11 protein-coding genes and 1 pseudogene are annotated in these 16,742 nt (G+C 42.3%); 8 read left to right on the top strand and 4 right to left on the bottom strand.

All coding sequences use genetic code 11. The features are described 5' to 3' along the window. Positions 1-3: 3 nt before the first annotated feature. Positions 4-900 carry an acyltransferase gene (locus FCN25_RS07585; RefSeq protein WP_137223460.1) on the bottom strand — a complete coding sequence of 299 codons (897 nt, stop codon included), beginning with the start codon at positions 898-900 and terminating at the stop codon, positions 4-6. A 78-nt stretch (positions 901-978) separates the two neighbouring features. Next, complete coding sequence (locus FCN25_RS07580) at positions 979-2,502, bottom strand: YifB family Mg chelatase-like AAA ATPase (RefSeq protein ID WP_137223458.1); 1,524 nt, start codon at positions 2,500-2,502, stop codon at positions 979-981. Between the two features lie 367 nt (positions 2,503-2,869). Here FCN25_RS07580 and FCN25_RS07575 point away from each other — a divergent pair, with 367 nt between their 5' ends. After that, positions 2,870-4,177 (top strand): hemolysin family protein, encoded by a 1,308-nt coding sequence (locus FCN25_RS07575; protein ID WP_137223456.1) that lies wholly within the window; start codon positions 2,870-2,872, stop codon positions 4,175-4,177. 32 nt (positions 4,178-4,209) lie between these two features. On the opposite strand, the gene ilvY is transcribed toward FCN25_RS07575, so the two are convergent. Beyond that, entirely contained in the window at positions 4,210-5,082 is an 873-nt protein-coding gene (gene ilvY, locus FCN25_RS07570) for an HTH-type transcriptional activator IlvY (protein ID WP_137223454.1), read from the bottom strand. A 197-nt stretch (positions 5,083-5,279) separates the two neighbouring features. Here ilvY and ilvC point away from each other — a divergent pair, with 197 nt between their 5' ends. From ilvC to FCN25_RS07535, 6 genes are all read left to right on the top strand, one after another. Then, positions 5,280-6,761: a ketol-acid reductoisomerase gene (gene ilvC / locus FCN25_RS07565; protein WP_137223452.1), complete on the top strand. Its 1,482-nt coding sequence runs from the start codon at positions 5,280-5,282 to the stop codon at positions 6,759-6,761. Between the two features lie 596 nt (positions 6,762-7,357). After that, positions 7,358-9,043 carry an acetolactate synthase 2 catalytic subunit gene (gene ilvG / locus FCN25_RS07555; protein ID WP_137223450.1) on the top strand — a complete coding sequence of 562 codons (1,686 nt, stop codon included), beginning with the start codon at positions 7,358-7,360 and terminating at the stop codon, positions 9,041-9,043. Then, positions 9,040-9,297, top strand: coding sequence for an acetolactate synthase 2 small subunit (gene ilvM, locus FCN25_RS07550; protein ID WP_137223448.1), 258 nt, complete (start codon positions 9,040-9,042; stop codon positions 9,295-9,297). The genes ilvG and ilvM overlap by 4 nt, the downstream gene beginning before the upstream one ends. A gap of 127 nt (positions 9,298-9,424) precedes the next feature. Then, entirely contained in the window at positions 9,425-11,284 is a 1,860-nt protein-coding gene (gene ilvD, locus FCN25_RS07545) for a dihydroxy-acid dehydratase (RefSeq protein ID WP_137223446.1), read from the top strand. A gap of 1 nt (position 11,285) precedes the next feature. Beyond that, the gene (ilvA, locus tag FCN25_RS07540) at positions 11,286-12,857 is read left to right on the top strand and encodes a threonine ammonia-lyase, biosynthetic (protein WP_137223444.1); all 1,572 of its coding nucleotides are present in this window, start codon (positions 11,286-11,288) and stop codon (positions 12,855-12,857) included. Positions 12,858-13,071: 214 nt separating this feature from the next. Next, entirely contained in the window at positions 13,072-14,214 is a 1,143-nt protein-coding gene (locus FCN25_RS07535) for an alanine--glyoxylate aminotransferase family protein (RefSeq protein ID WP_137223442.1), read from the top strand. 122 nt (positions 14,215-14,336) lie between these two features. Here FCN25_RS07535 and FCN25_RS07530 read toward each other — a convergent pair whose 3' ends face one another. Beyond that, positions 14,337-14,585 carry an accessory factor UbiK family protein gene (locus FCN25_RS07530; RefSeq protein WP_137223440.1) on the bottom strand — a complete coding sequence of 83 codons (249 nt, stop codon included), beginning with the start codon at positions 14,583-14,585 and terminating at the stop codon, positions 14,337-14,339. A 143-nt stretch (positions 14,586-14,728) separates the two neighbouring features. On the opposite strand from FCN25_RS07530, the pseudogene rep reads away from it, so the two are divergent. Next, a pseudogene (gene rep / locus FCN25_RS07525) lies at positions 14,729-16,740 on the top strand (DNA helicase Rep). Positions 16,741-16,742 lie beyond the last annotated feature (2 nt).

The raw sequence follows: 16,742 nt of genomic DNA, 5'->3' as shown, positions 1-16,742 counted from the left end.
GTGTTATACCTCGTGCTTTGCTTGTGAGGCTAATGCCTGTAACTGCGAATCTTTTTCGAGCCAGATTTGATTAAGTTGCTCTTGGAACTTAATTTTAAATTCGCGATCCTTCATATAATCACCACGCATATCCTGAGGTATATCAGTAATTTTTATATCCACTCTAACCTCGGATAATCCGCCACAAATATATTGCCAATACGTTGGTACTATATCTGGATAATATATGGTGACATTAACCAATTTATTAATGTGTTCACCCATGGCGGAGAGTGCAAACGCCATCCCACCCGCTTTCGGTTTTAAAAGGTGCTTAAATGGTGAACCCTGTTTATCATGTTTAGCCGCTGTAAAACGTGTGCCTTCAACAAAATTCATAATACTGACAGGTTTTGTCTTAAATTTTTCACATGCTTTGCGGGTTATTTCAATATCTTTACCTTTTAATTTAGGATTTTTTCGTAATTGTGATGTGCTGTAACGGCGCATAAATGGAAAGTCTAATGCCCACCAAGCTAGGCCGAGAACGGGTACGAAAATAAGTTCTTGTTTTAGGAAAAATTTTAAAAAAGGAATTTTACGGTTAAAAACCCGTTGTAAAATAAGGATGTCGACCCATGACTGATGGTTGGCTATTACCATGTACCATTCTTTTTCAGAAAAGGATTGGTCGCCTGTGATATGAATACGCATAGGATGAAAAATAGCTTCTACCACGGTATTGACACTGATCCATGCTGTCGCGCAATTATCGAGAATATAACTACAGATTTTTTGGATAATGCCAATGGGGATTAACTTTACAAAACTGAAAGCTAAAATGGGAATGGTCCAAAAAATGGTATTAAATAAGTAGCATAAGAATGCAATTGAACCTTTGATTTTCGACAGCAGCGACATTGTTCTCTCCTATAAACGGAGGGCTATGTTACTAGTAGTCGCGGTTTTGCTCAATCAATACGATCGGTTAAATTAGGTTTATTGCTGATTCAGTTTTGCCAGTAATCGATCCATTGCCCGATAACCAAGGGCTTGAGCAATGTGACCTCGTTCGATGGTAGGCGATTGCTGCAAGTCGGCAATGGTGCGTGATACCCGTTGAATACGGTGAAAACTGCGTACAGACAAGCCTAAACTCACAACGCTTTGCTCTAAAAATTCAAGATCGGGTAGAGTAATAGCACCATCTTGTTTGAGTTGTTTTGGGGATAATTCACTATTTAACACCCCAGATCGGCTGAGTTGTTGATCGCGTGCTTGTTTGACCCGCTTGGCTATTTCAATACTGGTCTCACCGGGTTGATGCTGTTGGGTTAAGGTGCCAGCAGGAAGTTTGGGTACATCCACGGTTAAATCAAAGCGGTCTAAAAATGGCCCTGATAAACGGGATAAATAACGTTGAATTTGATCAGGAGTTGAACGCGCGCGCTCTGTATCGCCACAAGGGCTTGGGTTCATTGCGGCAATAAGTTGAAATCGACTCAAAAAAGTCAATTTTGCTGCAGCACGTGAAATCTCAACTTGGCCGGTTTCTAAAGGTTCACGCAGACAATCCAATACTTTACGCGGAAACTCGGCTATTTCATCAAGAAATAATATCCCACGGTGCGCTAATGATATCTCACCTGGCTTTGGATGACTTCCACCACCAATCAGTGCAATAGATGATGATGTATGATGTGGCGAGCGAAAAGGGCGATTAAGAAAATTTTGCGGTTTTACATGTAATCCAGCGACAGAATGAATAGCTGCTACTTCAATGGCTTCATCGTAAGTGAGTTTTGGTAATAGTGGAATGATTCTATTGGCTAGCATGCTTTTCCCCGTTCCTGGAGGTCCTACGAACAACATGTTGTGTCCTCCTGCCGCCGCAATTTCAAGTCCTTGCTTGGCTTGATACTGGCCGATGACATCGCTCATACAAAGCGATGAATGGCTTTGGGGCTCTTCTTCTATCCATTCAGGTAAGGTATCAAGCAGAGGTAATTGTGCTTGGCCGTGTAGAAAAGCCGCTAAGTTCTGCAAGTGGGCGACAAAATAACTGTGATGATAGCCAACCAGCTCAGCTTCATGGCGGTTTTCGATGGGCATAAAAAAATGGTGTTGATCATTACGTGCCGCAATAATGGCTGGTAATAATCCACTGCAAGGGCGTATTTGGCCGGAGAGTGCCAGTTCACCGACAAACTCACATTGATGTAATGCTTTAGCTGGAACTTGATTTGATGCTGCGAGAATACCTACTGCGATAGGTAAATCATATCGTCCGCCTTGCTTGGGCAAATCTGCTGGGGCTAAATTGACGGTAATGCGTTTTTGTGGGAATTCAAAGCCAGCATTAATTAACGCACTTCTAACGCGTTCTTTAGCTTCTTTGACAGAGGTTTCTGGCAATCCCACTAGATTAAATGCGGGTAAACCGTTGCTTAAATGCACTTCAACAGTAACTCTTGGCGCTTCTACACCGCAGCTTGCTCGAGTAAATACACAGGCTATCGCCATTAACAATTCCTTTTGTTTGAATAATATACAAGTGAAGATATGTTTATAGTCTAGCAGCGATGTATATTTTTGCGTGATATAGGCTAAATAAGTCAGATAAAGTTATGTTTATAAGCTAGTTTAAATCAGTGATGTTGAGTAGAATGCCGTCGCTTTATAGTACACAAGGAAGGATCATAAATAGGTCTGTTGTCGTGAAACACTATAATGATATTTCAACACTCGTTATTTCTATGTGTATTGAATCATTAGTCTTGTTAATTTTGAATATTAATAAATGGCTAAGGTCTTGCATTTGCCCATTTTGCAACAATGATATGTACATACAATCCTGATGTTTTGGCTAGTATTCAGGTAAAGGTAAACTATGAGCCTCTCTGATAATTTATTGATCATCTTGTGCCTGATAGGCATCAGTTGTTTTTTCTCTATGTCCGAAATTGCCCTTGCGGCATCACGAAAAATGCGTTTGCAATTAATGGCTGATGAGGGTGACTTGCGTGCCGCAAAAGTGTTGAAGCTACAAGCTCTTCCAGGTAGTTTTTTTACCGTGGTACAAATCGGACTGAATGCGGTTGCGATCATGGGCGGTATCGTGGGTGAGTCGGCATTTAGACCTCATTTTGAAGCATTACTGTTGCCTTTATTAGGCAATGAATGGGGTTTGCAACTGAGTTTTGTCTGTTCATTTGTGACTGTCACCTCGTTGTTTATTCTATTTGCTGATTTGATGCCTAAACGTATTGCGATGGTGATCCCAGAGCAAGTCGCGGTTACTTTTGTGATGCCAATAATTTTGTGCATTAAAATATTAAAGCCATTTGTGTGGATTTTTAATGGCTTGGCCAATGCAATTTTTAAATTGTTACAAGTACCTACTGCGCGTAATGACCAAGTGACCCATGATGATATTTACGCCATGATGACCGCAGGTACAGAAGCGGGGGTGATGGATAAAGGCGAACAGCAAATGATGGAAAACGTGTTTGAAATGCAGTCGGTTTCGGTGACCTCTGCAATGACTGCGCGTGAAAGTTTAGTGTATTTTTTACTGCAAGACAGCGAAGAAGACATTAAACAGAAAATTGCTAAAAATCCGCATAACAAGTTTTTAGTTTGTGATGGTCAACTGGATATGATCAAAGGTTTTGTTGATGCAAAAGAATTGCTAATTAGAGTAATTAACGGCGAGAACATAACTTTAAAAGGCAGTACGTTAGTACATAACTGTTTGATTATCCCTGATACGTTAACCTTGTCTGAATCGATGGAATATTTTAAGAATAATCGTTCCGACTTTGCTGTGGTGATGAACGAGTATGCGTTGGTTGTCGGCATTGTCACTACCAATGATTTACAAAGTGCTGTTATGGGCGCGTGGTCATTACATGAAAGCGAAGAGCAAATTGTTGCCCGTGATGGTAATTCTTGGTTAGTGGATGGGGTGACGCCTATTACTGATGTAATGCGTGCGTTTAATATTGAAGTGTTTCCGCATAATCAAAATTACGAAACTATTGCTGGTTTTATGATGTATATGTTGCGCAAAATTCCTAAACGAACCGATTTTGTCAATTACGCTGGGTATAAATTTGAAGTGGTCGATATTGATTCATACAAAGTTGACCAACTGCTGGTGACTCGTATAGACATTGAAATACCACCACTGCCTTAAGTCAATTTCCCTAGATAAGCTAAACAGCGTCATTAAATGATCGCTAAGAATGCACTAATGATAGGATCATTGGTGCGTTTTTCTTTACAGCAACAGCCTAATTCAAATGGCGGGATCGCGACTGGTGACGATAAAGTTTGAATGCGATCACGTACTGGGCTATTGAGGAGCACGGCTTCTGGACTGATACCAACACCACAGCCGAGCGCGACCATAGAGACTATCGCCTCCTGACCTGATACCTGGGCATAAATATTGGGTTTTATGCCCATTTGCTTAAACCACAAATCAATCCTTTTTCTGCCGGGACCATGATCCGGTACGATATAGGGCAACTTAGCCCAGTCAATTTGGGATTGGTTTACCCATTGCTGTACTTGGCATTGTATTGTTGGGGCAATGACGGAAATGGGTACTTTATCAATCGGCGTAAAATGCAAACTGCTAGGAAAGACTTCCGGCAAAGCAATAATGGCAATATCGGCACGATTTTTTTGGATTTGGTTTACTGCATTAGCTGGGTCTCCGGTATGGAGATTAATATCGACATGAGGATGCTCACGTCTAAATCGATCTAACAATGCTGGTAAATGGCTATAAGTCGCAGTCACCGAGCAATACAAATTAAGATTGCCGCGTAAAATTTGCTGACTTGGGTCAATACGACTGCGTAATTGAGTCCATTCCGATAATGTGTGCTCGGCAAAACGTTTAAATTCAATACCTGCATGGGTCATCGTGACACTGCGATTGTCACGTTCAAATAATTTACTACCCACTTCCTCTTCTAAACGTTGTAAGGCACGGCTTAATGTCGATGGACTGACATGCGATTGCTCTGCTGTTTTGGCAAAATGCAGGCTATCACATAAGTGTAAATACATTTTAAGTGAACGAATATCCATCACAGCACCTTAGAGCTCAAATGTAAGTTAATATTAGGTTAAGCATTTAATGTTGCATTAATTGCAACGTGACATCCCGAATATATCATTTTAAGCAATCATATGCATGCGCTATAGTGACTTCAATCACAACGCTTAAGGTCGCTGACTAATAAGATGTTGAGTCCCGAATTATTAAATTTTATAGGTGGTATCAGATGGCTAACTATTTTAACTCTCTGAATTTACGTCAACAATTAGCTCAATTAGCACAATGCCGCTTTATGGACCGTACTGAATTCAGTGATGGTTGCCAATATATTAAAGATTGGAATATCGTGATTTTAGGTTGTGGCGCCCAAGGCCTTAACCAAGGTTTAAACATGCGTGACTCAGGCCTAAATATTTCTTTTGCCTTACGTCCGCAAGCCATTGCTGAAAAGCGTGCATCGTGGCAAAAAGCCACTGATAACGGCTTTAAAGTAGGTACCTTTGAAGAGCTTATTCCTGCAGCTGATTTAGTGTTAAACCTAACACCAGATAAGCAACATACTAACGTTGTTAATGCGGTTATGCCATTAATGAAGCAAGGTGCTACGTTATCTTATTCACATGGTTTCAATATCGTTGAAGAAGGCATGCAAGTTCGTCCAGATATTACTGTTGTTATGGTTGCACCAAAGTGCCCTGCGACAGAAGTCCGTGAAGAATATAAGCGTGGTTTTGGTGTACCAACATTGATTGCTGTACACCCAGAAAACGACCCTAACAGTGACGGTTTGGCCATTGCGAAGGCTTATGCTAGCGCTACAGGTGGCGACCGTGCTGGCGTATTAATGTCATCTTTTGTGGCAGAAGTTAAGTCAGACTTGATGGGCGAACAGACTATTTTATGTGGAATGTTGCAAACGGGTGCTATTTTAGGTTACGAAAAAATGGTTGCCGACGGTGTTGACCCAGCTTATGCCGGCAAGTTAATTCAACAAGGTTGGGAAACCGTTACCGAAGCGCTTAAGCACGGCGGTATTACCAATATGATGGATCGCTTGTCTAACCCAGCTAAAATCAAAGCATTTGATATGGCTGAAGAGTTAAAAGAAATCCTTAAGCCACTATTTGAAAAGCACATGGACGATATTATCAGTGGTGAGTTTTCTCGCACTATGATGGAAGACTGGGCTAATGATGATGCTAACTTATTGCGTTGGAGAGCTGAAACCAACGAAACTGCATTTGAAAATGCGCCTGTTTCATCTGATCATATTGATGAGCAAACGTATTTCGATAAAGGCATTTTCTTAGTTGCTATGATCAAGGCAGGTGTAGAACTTGCGTTTGATACCATGGTTGCCGCAGGCATTGTTGAAGAGTCGGCTTACTATGAGTCGCTACATGAAACACCTTTGATTGCTAACACCATTGCGCGTAAGCGTTTATATGAAATGAACATCGTTATTTCAGATACAGCTGAATACGGTTGTTACTTGTTTAACCATGCGGCAGTGCCAATGCTACGTGAATACGTAAACTCAATGTCATCTGAGTATTTAGGTGGCGGTCTTAAGGATCAATCCACTGGTGTTGATAACCTGCGCTTAATCGATGTAAATGATCAAATTCGTAATACAGAAGTTGAGTTTATCGGCGCTGAATTACGTGGTTACATGACTGATATGAAAAGTATTGTGGAAGCTAGCTAAGCACAAATTATTAGTGGTTAATACTAAACGTTAAATTGAACTGATGTTGTACCTGTTCAGAGTTTTGGCTGAAATTAAGCCCCGTTGTCGGACAGGCATCAATCGAAACGTCCTCATCTTATTGATTGGGACGCTGAAAAAACAAATGGTTAAATTGAATTCACAATAAATATTTGTTGAATTCATGGGTTAAGTTTTTGTTGTTGTTTGCATTGTCTCGGCAGGGAAGCTGAATTTTTTTTTACAAAGTAGATTTTTTAGTTGTATTGGGTAATTCTTTTATGGTACTTCTTTAAGTACACCATGAAGGTTGTGGTTAGATACCACGATATGAATAAGCGAAGATACTTAGGATACAGTCGATAATATGTTTAACCACTCAGCCATACTCATTCTCGAAATTATTACCGTAGTGATTATTAAATCACAGCGGGGGTGGCGTTTTGGCAACTAGACTGACTTAAGTCAAACAGATTGCAAAAACCCCCGCTCCGAAAGGACCGGGGGTTTTTTAGTTTTAAGTTCAAGTAAATAACAATACCCAGATAGCATATCAGTAGAGCAAGCAGATACATTGACGAAGTAGAGACGAGAATATGGAAGCAGGACAAAAAATGCGTGGCGCAGATGCCGTAATCAAAGTACTAGCAGCACATGGTGTGACGACCGTGTTTGGTTATCCTGGCGGGGCCATTATGCCAATCTACGACGCCCTCTATGGTGGACCTGTTGAGCACTTACTTAGCCGCCATGAACAAGGTGCCGCATTTGCTGCCGTAGGGTATGCCCGTGCTAGTGGTAAAACCGGGGTGTGCTTTGCAACATCAGGACCTGGTGCCACTAACTTAATTACCTCACTTGCCGATGCTTTACTTGATTCTGTACCATTAGTTGCCATAACCGGCCAAGTGTCTACCAGTGTTATTGGTACTGACGCATTCCAAGAAATTGATGTATTAGGTATGTCGTTGTCATGCACAAAACATAGTTTTATGGTCACCGACATCAATGAGCTTATTCCCACCTTATATCGTGCTTTCGAAGTTGCTGCAGAAGGGCGTCCTGGTCCAGTTTTAGTTGATATTCCAAAAGACATTCAACTTGCAGCATTAGAATACAAAACACCCCTTCAAAGCGTTACTGATGAATTACTTCCACAAGTCGATGACTTAGATGTCGCTATAGCGCTAATTAAACATGCTAAAAAGCCTATGTTGTATGTCGGTGGTGGTGTTGGAATGGCTGGTGCCGTTGCACATTTACGTCAGTTCATCGACACCACAGGCATTCCATCGGTAGCCACCTTAAAAGGTTTAGGCAGCATTGCGCATGGCACCAAAGGTTATTTAGGCATGTTGGGTATGCATGGTGGTAAAGGTGCTAATTTGGCCGTGCAAGAATGCGATTTGCTAATGGTTGTCGGAGCTCGTTTTGATGACCGAGTTACTGGTCGTCTTGCCAGTTTTGCCAGCAACGCCAAAGTATTACATTTAGACATAGACGCCGCAGAAATTGGAAAGTTACGCCAAGCTGACGTAGCGATAGCTGCAGAGCTTAGCATAGTGTTACCGGCACTAACCGCTGCGGTAGCTGGACAGCTTGATATTAGTCCGTGGCAAGCAAATGTTGAAGAGCTATCTCGTACACACCAATGGGATTATCATCATCCTGGTGATTTAATTTATGCCCCTGCGATGTTACGTCGTTTAGCCAATAAACTTCCCGAGGACAGTGTTGTTGCCTGTGATGTAGGTCAGCATCAGATGTGGGTCGCACAACATATGTGGTTCCGTCGTCCAGAAGATCATTTATCAAGTGCAGGTTTAGGTACTATGGGTTTTGGTTTGCCTGCTGCGATTGGCGCTCAAGTTGCGCGACCTGATGCTACCGTGGTCACAGTCTCTGGTGATGGCTCGTTTATGATGAATGTTCAAGAGTTAACCACCATTAAACGTCGTAAATTACCAGTAAAAATCTTACTGATTGATAATCAAAAATTGGGTATGGTTAAACAGTGGCAGCAGTTATTTTTTGAAGAGCGTTACAGTGAAACAGATTTATCTGATAATCCTAACTTTGTCCTTATGGCATCAGCATTTGATATCCCTGGTCGAACGATAACGCGTGCCGATCAAGTCGAACAAGCATTAGACGAAATGTTAAACAGTGACGGTCCTTATATGTTGCATGTGTCGATTGATGATGCTTTTAACGTATGGCCTCTAGTACCACCTGGCGCGAGTAATAGTGAGATGATGGATCAAATGGAGAAGCAAACATGATGCATGCATTAGAAATAACCGTTCAACAACGTCCAGAAGTACTCGAACGCGTACTGCGTGTTACTCGCCATCGTGGATTTAAAGTCACTCAAATGCAGGTACACATCAATGATGATGCCAGCATGGCTATTGCCTTATGGGTTGAGGCTGAACGTGCAATTGAATTACTCAGTAACCAGTTAGATAAATTAATCGATGTGACGCATTGTAAAGTACTGCCCGCGATAGCGCTAAATCAAGTCGCCAACGGCTAGCACTAACGATTGAGTAAGTTACAATTCAGTTAAATACGATTCAATTAGGTACTATTCAATTAGATATTATTTAGTTGTTATTGGGGAAAACCGATAACACGCACCACATTAAACAAGGATATTAGCAATGCCAAAATTACGTTCAGCAACCAGTACCGAAGGCCGCAACATGGCAGGCGCCCGTGCACTATGGCGTGCCACTGGCGTGAAAGAAAATGATTTTGGCAAGCCCATTATCGCAATCGCTAATTCGTTCACTCAGTTTGTACCCGGCCATGTACATTTAAAGAATATGGGATCATTGGTTGCAGGTGCCATTGAAGAAGCTGGCGGAATTGCCAAAGAATTTAATACCATTGCCGTAGATGACGGTATTGCCATGGGTCATGGTGGCATGTTGTATAGTTTACCGTCGCGCGAGTTAATTGCAGACAGTGTTGAGTATATGGTCAATGCTCATTGTGCCGATGCATTGGTGTGTATTTCTAACTGCGACAAGATTACTCCTGGCATGTTAATGGCGGCGCTACGGTTAAATATCCCAGTAGTATTTGTATCTGGTGGGCCAATGGAAGCAGGTAAAACTAAGTTATCTGATCAAATTATTAAACTTGATTTGGTTGATGCGATGGTTGCTGGTGCTGATACCAATGTCAGTGATGAAGATAGTAAGCAAATTGAACGGAGTGCTTGTCCTACTTGTGGGTCGTGCTCGGGTATGTTTACTGCTAACTCAATGAACTGTTTAACTGAAGCCCTAGGATTGTCGTTACCGGGTAACGGTTCTATGTTGGCAACCCATGAAGATCGCCGTGAATTATTTTTAGAAGCCGGTCGCCGCGTAATGAAGTTGGCTGAGCGTTATTATAAGTATGATGATGAAACAGCGTTGCCACGCAATATTGCTTCATTTAAATCGTTTGAAAATGCCATGGTATTAGACGTTGCCATGGGAGGCTCATCAAATACGGTATTGCATTTAATAGCCGCTGCCCAAGAGGCTGAAATTGACTTTACCATGGCGGATATTGATCGCATATCGCGCTTAGTGCCTCATTTATGTAAGGTTGCGCCATCAACACCGAAATATCATATGGAAGACGTTCATCGTGCCGGTGGTGTAATGGGTCTTTTAGGTGAGTTAGATCGGGCGGGTTTATTACATAACGATGTGCCACATGTGGCAGCTGACAATGGTGGCGATTTAAAATCAGTATTAGCCAAATACGACATTAAACAAACTAACGATCCGGATGTAATCCGCTTTTTTAGTGCCGGCCCTGCTGGTATTCCAACCACTAAAGCATTTAGTCAAAATTGTCGTTGGGACAGTGTTGATGACGACCGTGAAAATGGCTGTATTCGTTCGCGTGAGTTTGCCTTTAGTCAAGAAGGTGGTTTAGCGGTATTGTCAGGTAACGTTGCCGTTGATGGCTGTATTGTGAAAACGGCAGGGGTTGATGAGTCTAATTTAACTTTTGTTGGTAGTGCCCGTGTGTATGAAAGCCAAGATGATGCGGTAGCCGGTATTTTAGGCGGCGAAGTGGTTGAAGGTGATGTAGTGGTTATTCGCTACGAAGGCCCAAAAGGCGGCCCTGGAATGCAAGAAATGCTGTATCCAACAACCTATTTGAAATCCCGTGGTTTAGGCGCTAAATGTGCGTTAATTACCGATGGTCGTTTTTCCGGTGGAACGTCTGGTTTATCGATTGGCCATGTATCACCAGAGGCTGCTTCTGGTGGCACTATTGCGTTAATTGAAAATGGCGACCAAATTGCCATTGATATCCCTCAGCGTAGCATTCAACTTAATGTCAGTGATGAAGAGCTTGCTCGTCGTCGCAATGCGATGGATGCCAAAGGCCCATTAGGTTGGAAGCCTGTTTCCCGTGAGCGTTATGTGTCATTAGCACTGAAAGCTTATGCATTACTTGCTACCAGTGCTGATAAAGGTGCTGTACGCGATCGTTCTAAGCTGGAGGGGTAATATGTTGGCTTTGGCGTCTAAAGCTCAATTAGATCTCGCTCATTATTATTTACAGAAAATTTTGCTGTCGTCGGTTTACGATGTGGCTAAAGTGACGCCATTGTCGAGCATGAATAAATTGTCTGCTCGATTTGGTTGTCAGGTGTATTTAAAGCGTGAAGATATGCAACCCGTGCATTCATTTAAGTTACGTGGTGCCTACAACCGTATCGCTGCGTTAACTCAAGATGAATGTGATAGAGGTGTGGTGTGTGCATCGGCGGGTAACCATGCTCAAGGTGTGGCAATGTCAGCCGCCAGCCGCGGTATTGATGCGGTTATTGTGATGCCGAGTACGACACCTGATATTAAAATTGATGCAGTAAAGCGCTTGGGTGGCACAGTAGTGCTACACGGACAAGCGTTTGATCAAGCGAATGATTATGCTAAAAACCTTTCAGCAACAGAAGGGCGTGTTTATATCGCCCCGTTTGATGACGAAGCGGTGATTGCCGGTCAAGGCACCATTGCCCAAGAAATGGTGCAGCAACAACGTGATATTGAAATCGTGTTTGTACCGGTTGGCGGTGGTGGACTAATAGCAGGCATTGCAGCTTATTACAAAGCGGTGATGCCACAAGTTAAAATCATTGGGGTCGAGCCAGAAGACGCAGCCTGCTTAAAAGCCGCGTTAGAAGCCGATGAACCAGTCACTCTGGCTCAAGTTGGTTTGTTTGCTGATGGGGTTGCCGTTAAACGTATTGGTGATGAGCCATTTCGATTAGCGCGTGAATACGTTGATGGAGTGGTTACTGTCACTTCTGATGAAATTTGTGCGGCAGTCAAAGATATTTTTGAAGATACCCGAGCGATTGCCGAACCCGCAGGGGCTTTATCGATTGCTGGGCTTAAAAAGTACATGGCTCAACAGGGTGACGCCATCGATGCACCTAAAAAAGTGGCTGCTATTTTAAGTGGTGCTAACGTTAATTTTCATAGCTTACGTTATGTGTCTGAGCGTTGTGAATTAGGTGAACAAAAAGAAGCGGTGTTAGCGGTCAAAATACCTGAAAAACCAGGCAGTTTTTTACGCTTTTGTCAGTTACTGAATAACCGTGTTATGACCGAGTTTAACTATCGCTTTAGCAGTCGTGATATTGCGGTGGTATTTGCCGGAATTCGACTAACGGGTGGACAAACCGAGTTAGCGGATATTATCGCGTTACTTGAGTCGGAAGGCTTTGAGGTTCAAGATTTATCTCAAGATGAAACCGCAAAATTACATGTGCGTTATATGGTGGGTGGTCATCCACTAGAACCACTAGAAGAGCGCTTATTTAGTTTTGAGTTTCCTGAACATCCTGGGGCGTTGTTGAAGTTTTTAACTACTTTACAGAGTAAATGGAATATCAGTTTATTTCATTATCGCAACCATGGTGCAGCCTTTGGCAGAGTATTAACAGGCTTTGAAGTACCTGCGAATGATGATGTCGCATTTGCCCAGTTTTTAACAGACTTAGGTTTTGTGTATCAAGAAGAGACTCATAGTCCGGCTTATCAGTTATTTTTGAATAGCACTAAAGCTAAGGCATGATTGATATTAAAAATACCATACTGAGGTAATTTAATGCCTCAATGTGGTATTGTCAGTGCGCCTAAAACGAAAATATATTCGTGGGTGAGTACCAACACTGCCAATGCTCGATGCGGTTATTGCATTATGCGATTGGGGTTGCTTTATATGTAGGGTGAATTTTTCCATATGCTGGTAATACGAGCATATAAGACCTCATTTTAAGGAGACATTGATGTTACCCGTACCAACAATTCAAGCTTTTATGCCACCACGCCGAATCCTAATGGGCCCAGGCCCATCTGATGTGTATCCTGAAGTACTTGCTGCGCAAGCTCGACCGACTATTGGTCATCTTGATCCACTTTTTGTAGGTATGATGGATGAACTAAAAAGCCTCATTCAATACGCCTTTCAAACCAAAAATGAAATGACTTTAGCCGTATCAGCACCAGGCAGTGCCGGTATGGAAACCTGTTTTGTTAATTTAGTCGAGCCAGGCGAGAAAGTCATTGTGTGCCGTAATGGTGTATTTGGTGAGCGAATGCGCCAAAACGTTGAACGTGTTGGCGGTGTTGCGGTAGTGGTCGACAATGAATGGGGCGAACCAGTATGCCCTGATAAAGTTGAAGCTGCGCTTGTTGCGCATCCTGATGCAAAATTCTTAGCCTTTGTGCATGCTGAAACCTCAACAGGTGCGCTGTCTGATGCCAAAACCTTGTGTACCTTAGCGCAATTACACGACTGTATCAGCATTGTTGATGCGGTAACATCATTAGGTGGCGTGGAGTTGCTGGTGGACGAATGGGGAATTGATGCCATTTATTCGGGTAGTCAAAAATGTTTGTCTTGTGTGCCTGGCTTATCTCCTGTGTCATTTTCGCCTAAGGCAGTTGCTAAGTTAAAAGCCCGTACTACTCAAGTACAAAGTTGGTTCTTAGATCAAACCTTAGTGATGGGTTATTGGGGGAATGGTGCAGGCGCTAAACGCAGTTATCATCATACCGCCCCTGTTAATGCTTTGTACGCACTGCACGAGTCTTTGCGTTTGTTAGCCAACGAAGGGCTCGAAAATGCCTGGGCAAGACATCGTAAAATGCACCTATTTTTGCGTGATGGATTAACCAAACTTGGGTTTGAATTTGTGGTTGAAGAAGCATCACGTTTACCACAACTTAATACTGTGTATATTCCCGATGGTGTTGATGACTCTGCCGTGCGTAAGTATTTATTGGAAGAATATAATTTAGAAATTGGTGCTGGCTTAGGTGCTTTAGCGGGTAAGGCATGGCGTATTGGTTTAATGGGCTTTAGTGCTCGTCGTGAAAACGTCGCCATTTGTGTATATGCATTAGAAGAGTCTCTTAACCAGAACTGAGGTTTACTCAGCTAATGTAAGTAAAAAAATGACGCTAAATAGCGTCATTTTTTATATCTGAAAAGTTAATCGAAACGATTTCAGAGCCAGTAACATCAAGTATTATCTCTAATTCTGGTGAGCTACTCAGTAAGCTTTTTTTCTAACTCATTCACTTGTGCTTGAAGTGTTTCAAGCTTCTCGCGGGTTTTAAGCAATACGTGTTGTTGCACTTCAAATTCTTCGCGCGATACTACATCCAGCTTCATCAGTTGGTTTTGCAGTACTTGTTTACTGCGCTCTTCAAATTCCCCGGCAAACTGCTTTACACCGTTAGGCAGATTGTCGCTAAGTTGTTTAGCGAGCTCTTCAATTTTCTTTGGATTAATCATAATGATTCCCTACTGAGATATTGAGTTAATTGTAACCGAGGTAAGCGTTTTTCCAAACCTTAACTGTGATTTTTCGTTAACCGTCACCAGTTGATTCTGCTATGATCCGTCCTCGTTTAAGGTTAAGTAAGGTGTAATGATTAATGAAACTCAATCCAGGGCAAAATGAAGCGGTACACTATGTATCGGGTCCATGCTTAGTACTCGCAGGCGCTGGAAGTGGTAAAACACGAGTAATCATTAATAAAATTGCTTACTTAGTCGAAAAATGTGGCTATAAAGCCCGCAATATTGCCGCTGTCACCTTTACCAATAAAGCCGCGCGTGAAATGAAAGAACGTGTGGCACAGTCTATGGGGCGCAAAGAAGCTCGTGGATTATGGATTTCTACCTTTCATACTTTAGGACTCGAAATTATTAAACGCGAGCATAAAGTGCTTGGGCTTAAAGCGGGTTTTTCTTTATTCGATGATCAAGACACTTTCGCATTATTAAAAGAGTTGACTGAAGATGAACTCGATGAAGATAAAGATCTGATCAAATCCTTGGCATCTGCAATTTCAAATTGGAAGGGGGGTTAATCATTCCTCAACAAGCAATCAGTATGGCAAAAGATGAACAAAGCCAATTGTTTGCTATGTTGTATCAACGCTATGCTCAACATATGAAGTCCTATAATGCTCTCGATTTTGATGACCTCATATTACTTCCCACCTTATTGTTACGCATGAATGAAGATGTTCGAACTCGTTGGCAAACCAAAATTCAATATTTGTTGGTGGATGAATACCAAGACACCAACACCAGCCAATATGAATTAGTTAAACTTTTGGTGGGTGAACGTTCACGCTTTACCGTGGTTGGAGATGATGATCAATCTATTTATTCTTGGCGTGGTGCGAAACCGCAAAATTTAGTGTTACTTGGGACTGACTTCCCCCGACTTAAATTGATTAAATTAGAGCAAAACTATCGTTCGAGCCAACGTATTCTTCGTGCGGCCAATATTTTGATTGCTAATAACCCTCACGTGTACGATAAAGCGTTATTTAGTGAGCTAGCTTATGGTGAGCCGCTTAGGGTATTAATTGCCGCAAATGAAGAACAGGAAGCTGAACGAGTAGTCGCCGAAATCATTCGTCACAAGTTTGTTGGGCGAACTAAGTTTGGTGATTACGCCATTTTGTATCGTGGTAATCATCAGTCTCGCTTGCTAGAACGATCTCTGATGACTAACCGGATCCCTTATAAACTGAGTGGTGGCACCTCATTTTTCTCTCGAGCAGAAATTAAAGATATTATGGGGTATTTGCGTTTAGTGGTGAATCCTGATGATGACAATGCCTTTTTGCGAGTGGTTAACTTACCTAAGCGTGGTATTGGGCCTGCGACACTGGAGCGCTTGGGTAATTTTGCTAATCAAAAGCATATCTCGTTATTTGAAGCGATTTTTGATGTTGAGCTCAACCATCATTTAGCGCCTGCTGCAGTTAACTCCTTGTATCAGTTTGGCAAATTTATTGTTGATACCGGTGAGGTCGCCACCCGTGGAGAGCCTGTTGACGCGATTAAGCAACTTATTCGCAAAATAAATTACGAAGATTACCTATACGAAACCAGTACCAGCGCCAAAGCGGCAGAAATGCGGATGAAGAATATTTCAGAATTATACCGCTGGGTTACCGAAATGCTTGAAGGTGATGAATTAGATGAACCGATGACCTTGCCTGAAGTGGTTACTCGATTAACCCTGCGCGACATGATGGAACGTAATAGCGAGGATGAAGGTGGCGACCAAGTGCAATTAATGACTTTACATGCTTCCAAAGGATTGGAATATCCTTTTGTGTTTATGGTGGGTGTTGAAGAACGGATATTACCGCATCAGTCGAGTATTGATGAAGACAATGTAGATGAAGAACGACGTCTGGCTTATGTGGGTATTACTCGGGCACAGCGCGAGTTGTGGTTTGTGATATGCCGCGAGCGACGTCAGTTTGGCGAAACGATGCGTTGTGAGCCAAGCCGTTTTTTACTTGAGTTACCGCAAGATGATTTAATTTGGGAAAACCGTAAACCAGTACAAACGGAAGAGCAACGCGTGGAAACCAGTAAAAGTCATATCGCCAATATACGTGATATGTTTAAAAAATAAGC

The organism is Shewanella sp. MEBiC00475, assembly GCF_005234075.1.
Lineage (GTDB): Bacteria > Pseudomonadota > Gammaproteobacteria > Enterobacterales > Shewanellaceae > Shewanella > Shewanella polaris.
This window is presented reverse-complemented; position numbering and strand designations above follow the sequence as displayed.

Coding starts and splice junctions, on each gene's coding strand:
- FCN25_RS07585 (WP_137223460.1), bottom strand. CDS start 900: ATGTCGCTGCTGTCGAAAATCAAAGGTTCAATTGCATTCTTATGCTAC.
- FCN25_RS07580 (WP_137223458.1), bottom strand. CDS start 2,502: ATGGCGATAGCCTGTGTATTTACTCGAGCAAGCTGCGGTGTAGAAGCG.
- FCN25_RS07575 (WP_137223456.1), top strand. CDS start 2,870: ATGAGCCTCTCTGATAATTTATTGATCATCTTGTGCCTGATAGGCATC.
- ilvY (WP_137223454.1), bottom strand. CDS start 5,082: ATGGATATTCGTTCACTTAAAATGTATTTACACTTATGTGATAGCCTG.
- ilvC (WP_137223452.1), top strand. CDS start 5,280: ATGGCTAACTATTTTAACTCTCTGAATTTACGTCAACAATTAGCTCAA.
- ilvG (WP_137223450.1), top strand. CDS start 7,358: ATGGAAGCAGGACAAAAAATGCGTGGCGCAGATGCCGTAATCAAAGTA.
- ilvM (WP_137223448.1), top strand. CDS start 9,040: ATGATGCATGCATTAGAAATAACCGTTCAACAACGTCCAGAAGTACTC.
- ilvD (WP_137223446.1), top strand. CDS start 9,425: ATGCCAAAATTACGTTCAGCAACCAGTACCGAAGGCCGCAACATGGCA.
- ilvA (WP_137223444.1), top strand. CDS start 11,286: ATGTTGGCTTTGGCGTCTAAAGCTCAATTAGATCTCGCTCATTATTAT.
- FCN25_RS07535 (WP_137223442.1), top strand. CDS start 13,072: ATGTTACCCGTACCAACAATTCAAGCTTTTATGCCACCACGCCGAATC.
- FCN25_RS07530 (WP_137223440.1), bottom strand. CDS start 14,585: ATGATTAATCCAAAGAAAATTGAAGAGCTCGCTAAACAACTTAGCGAC.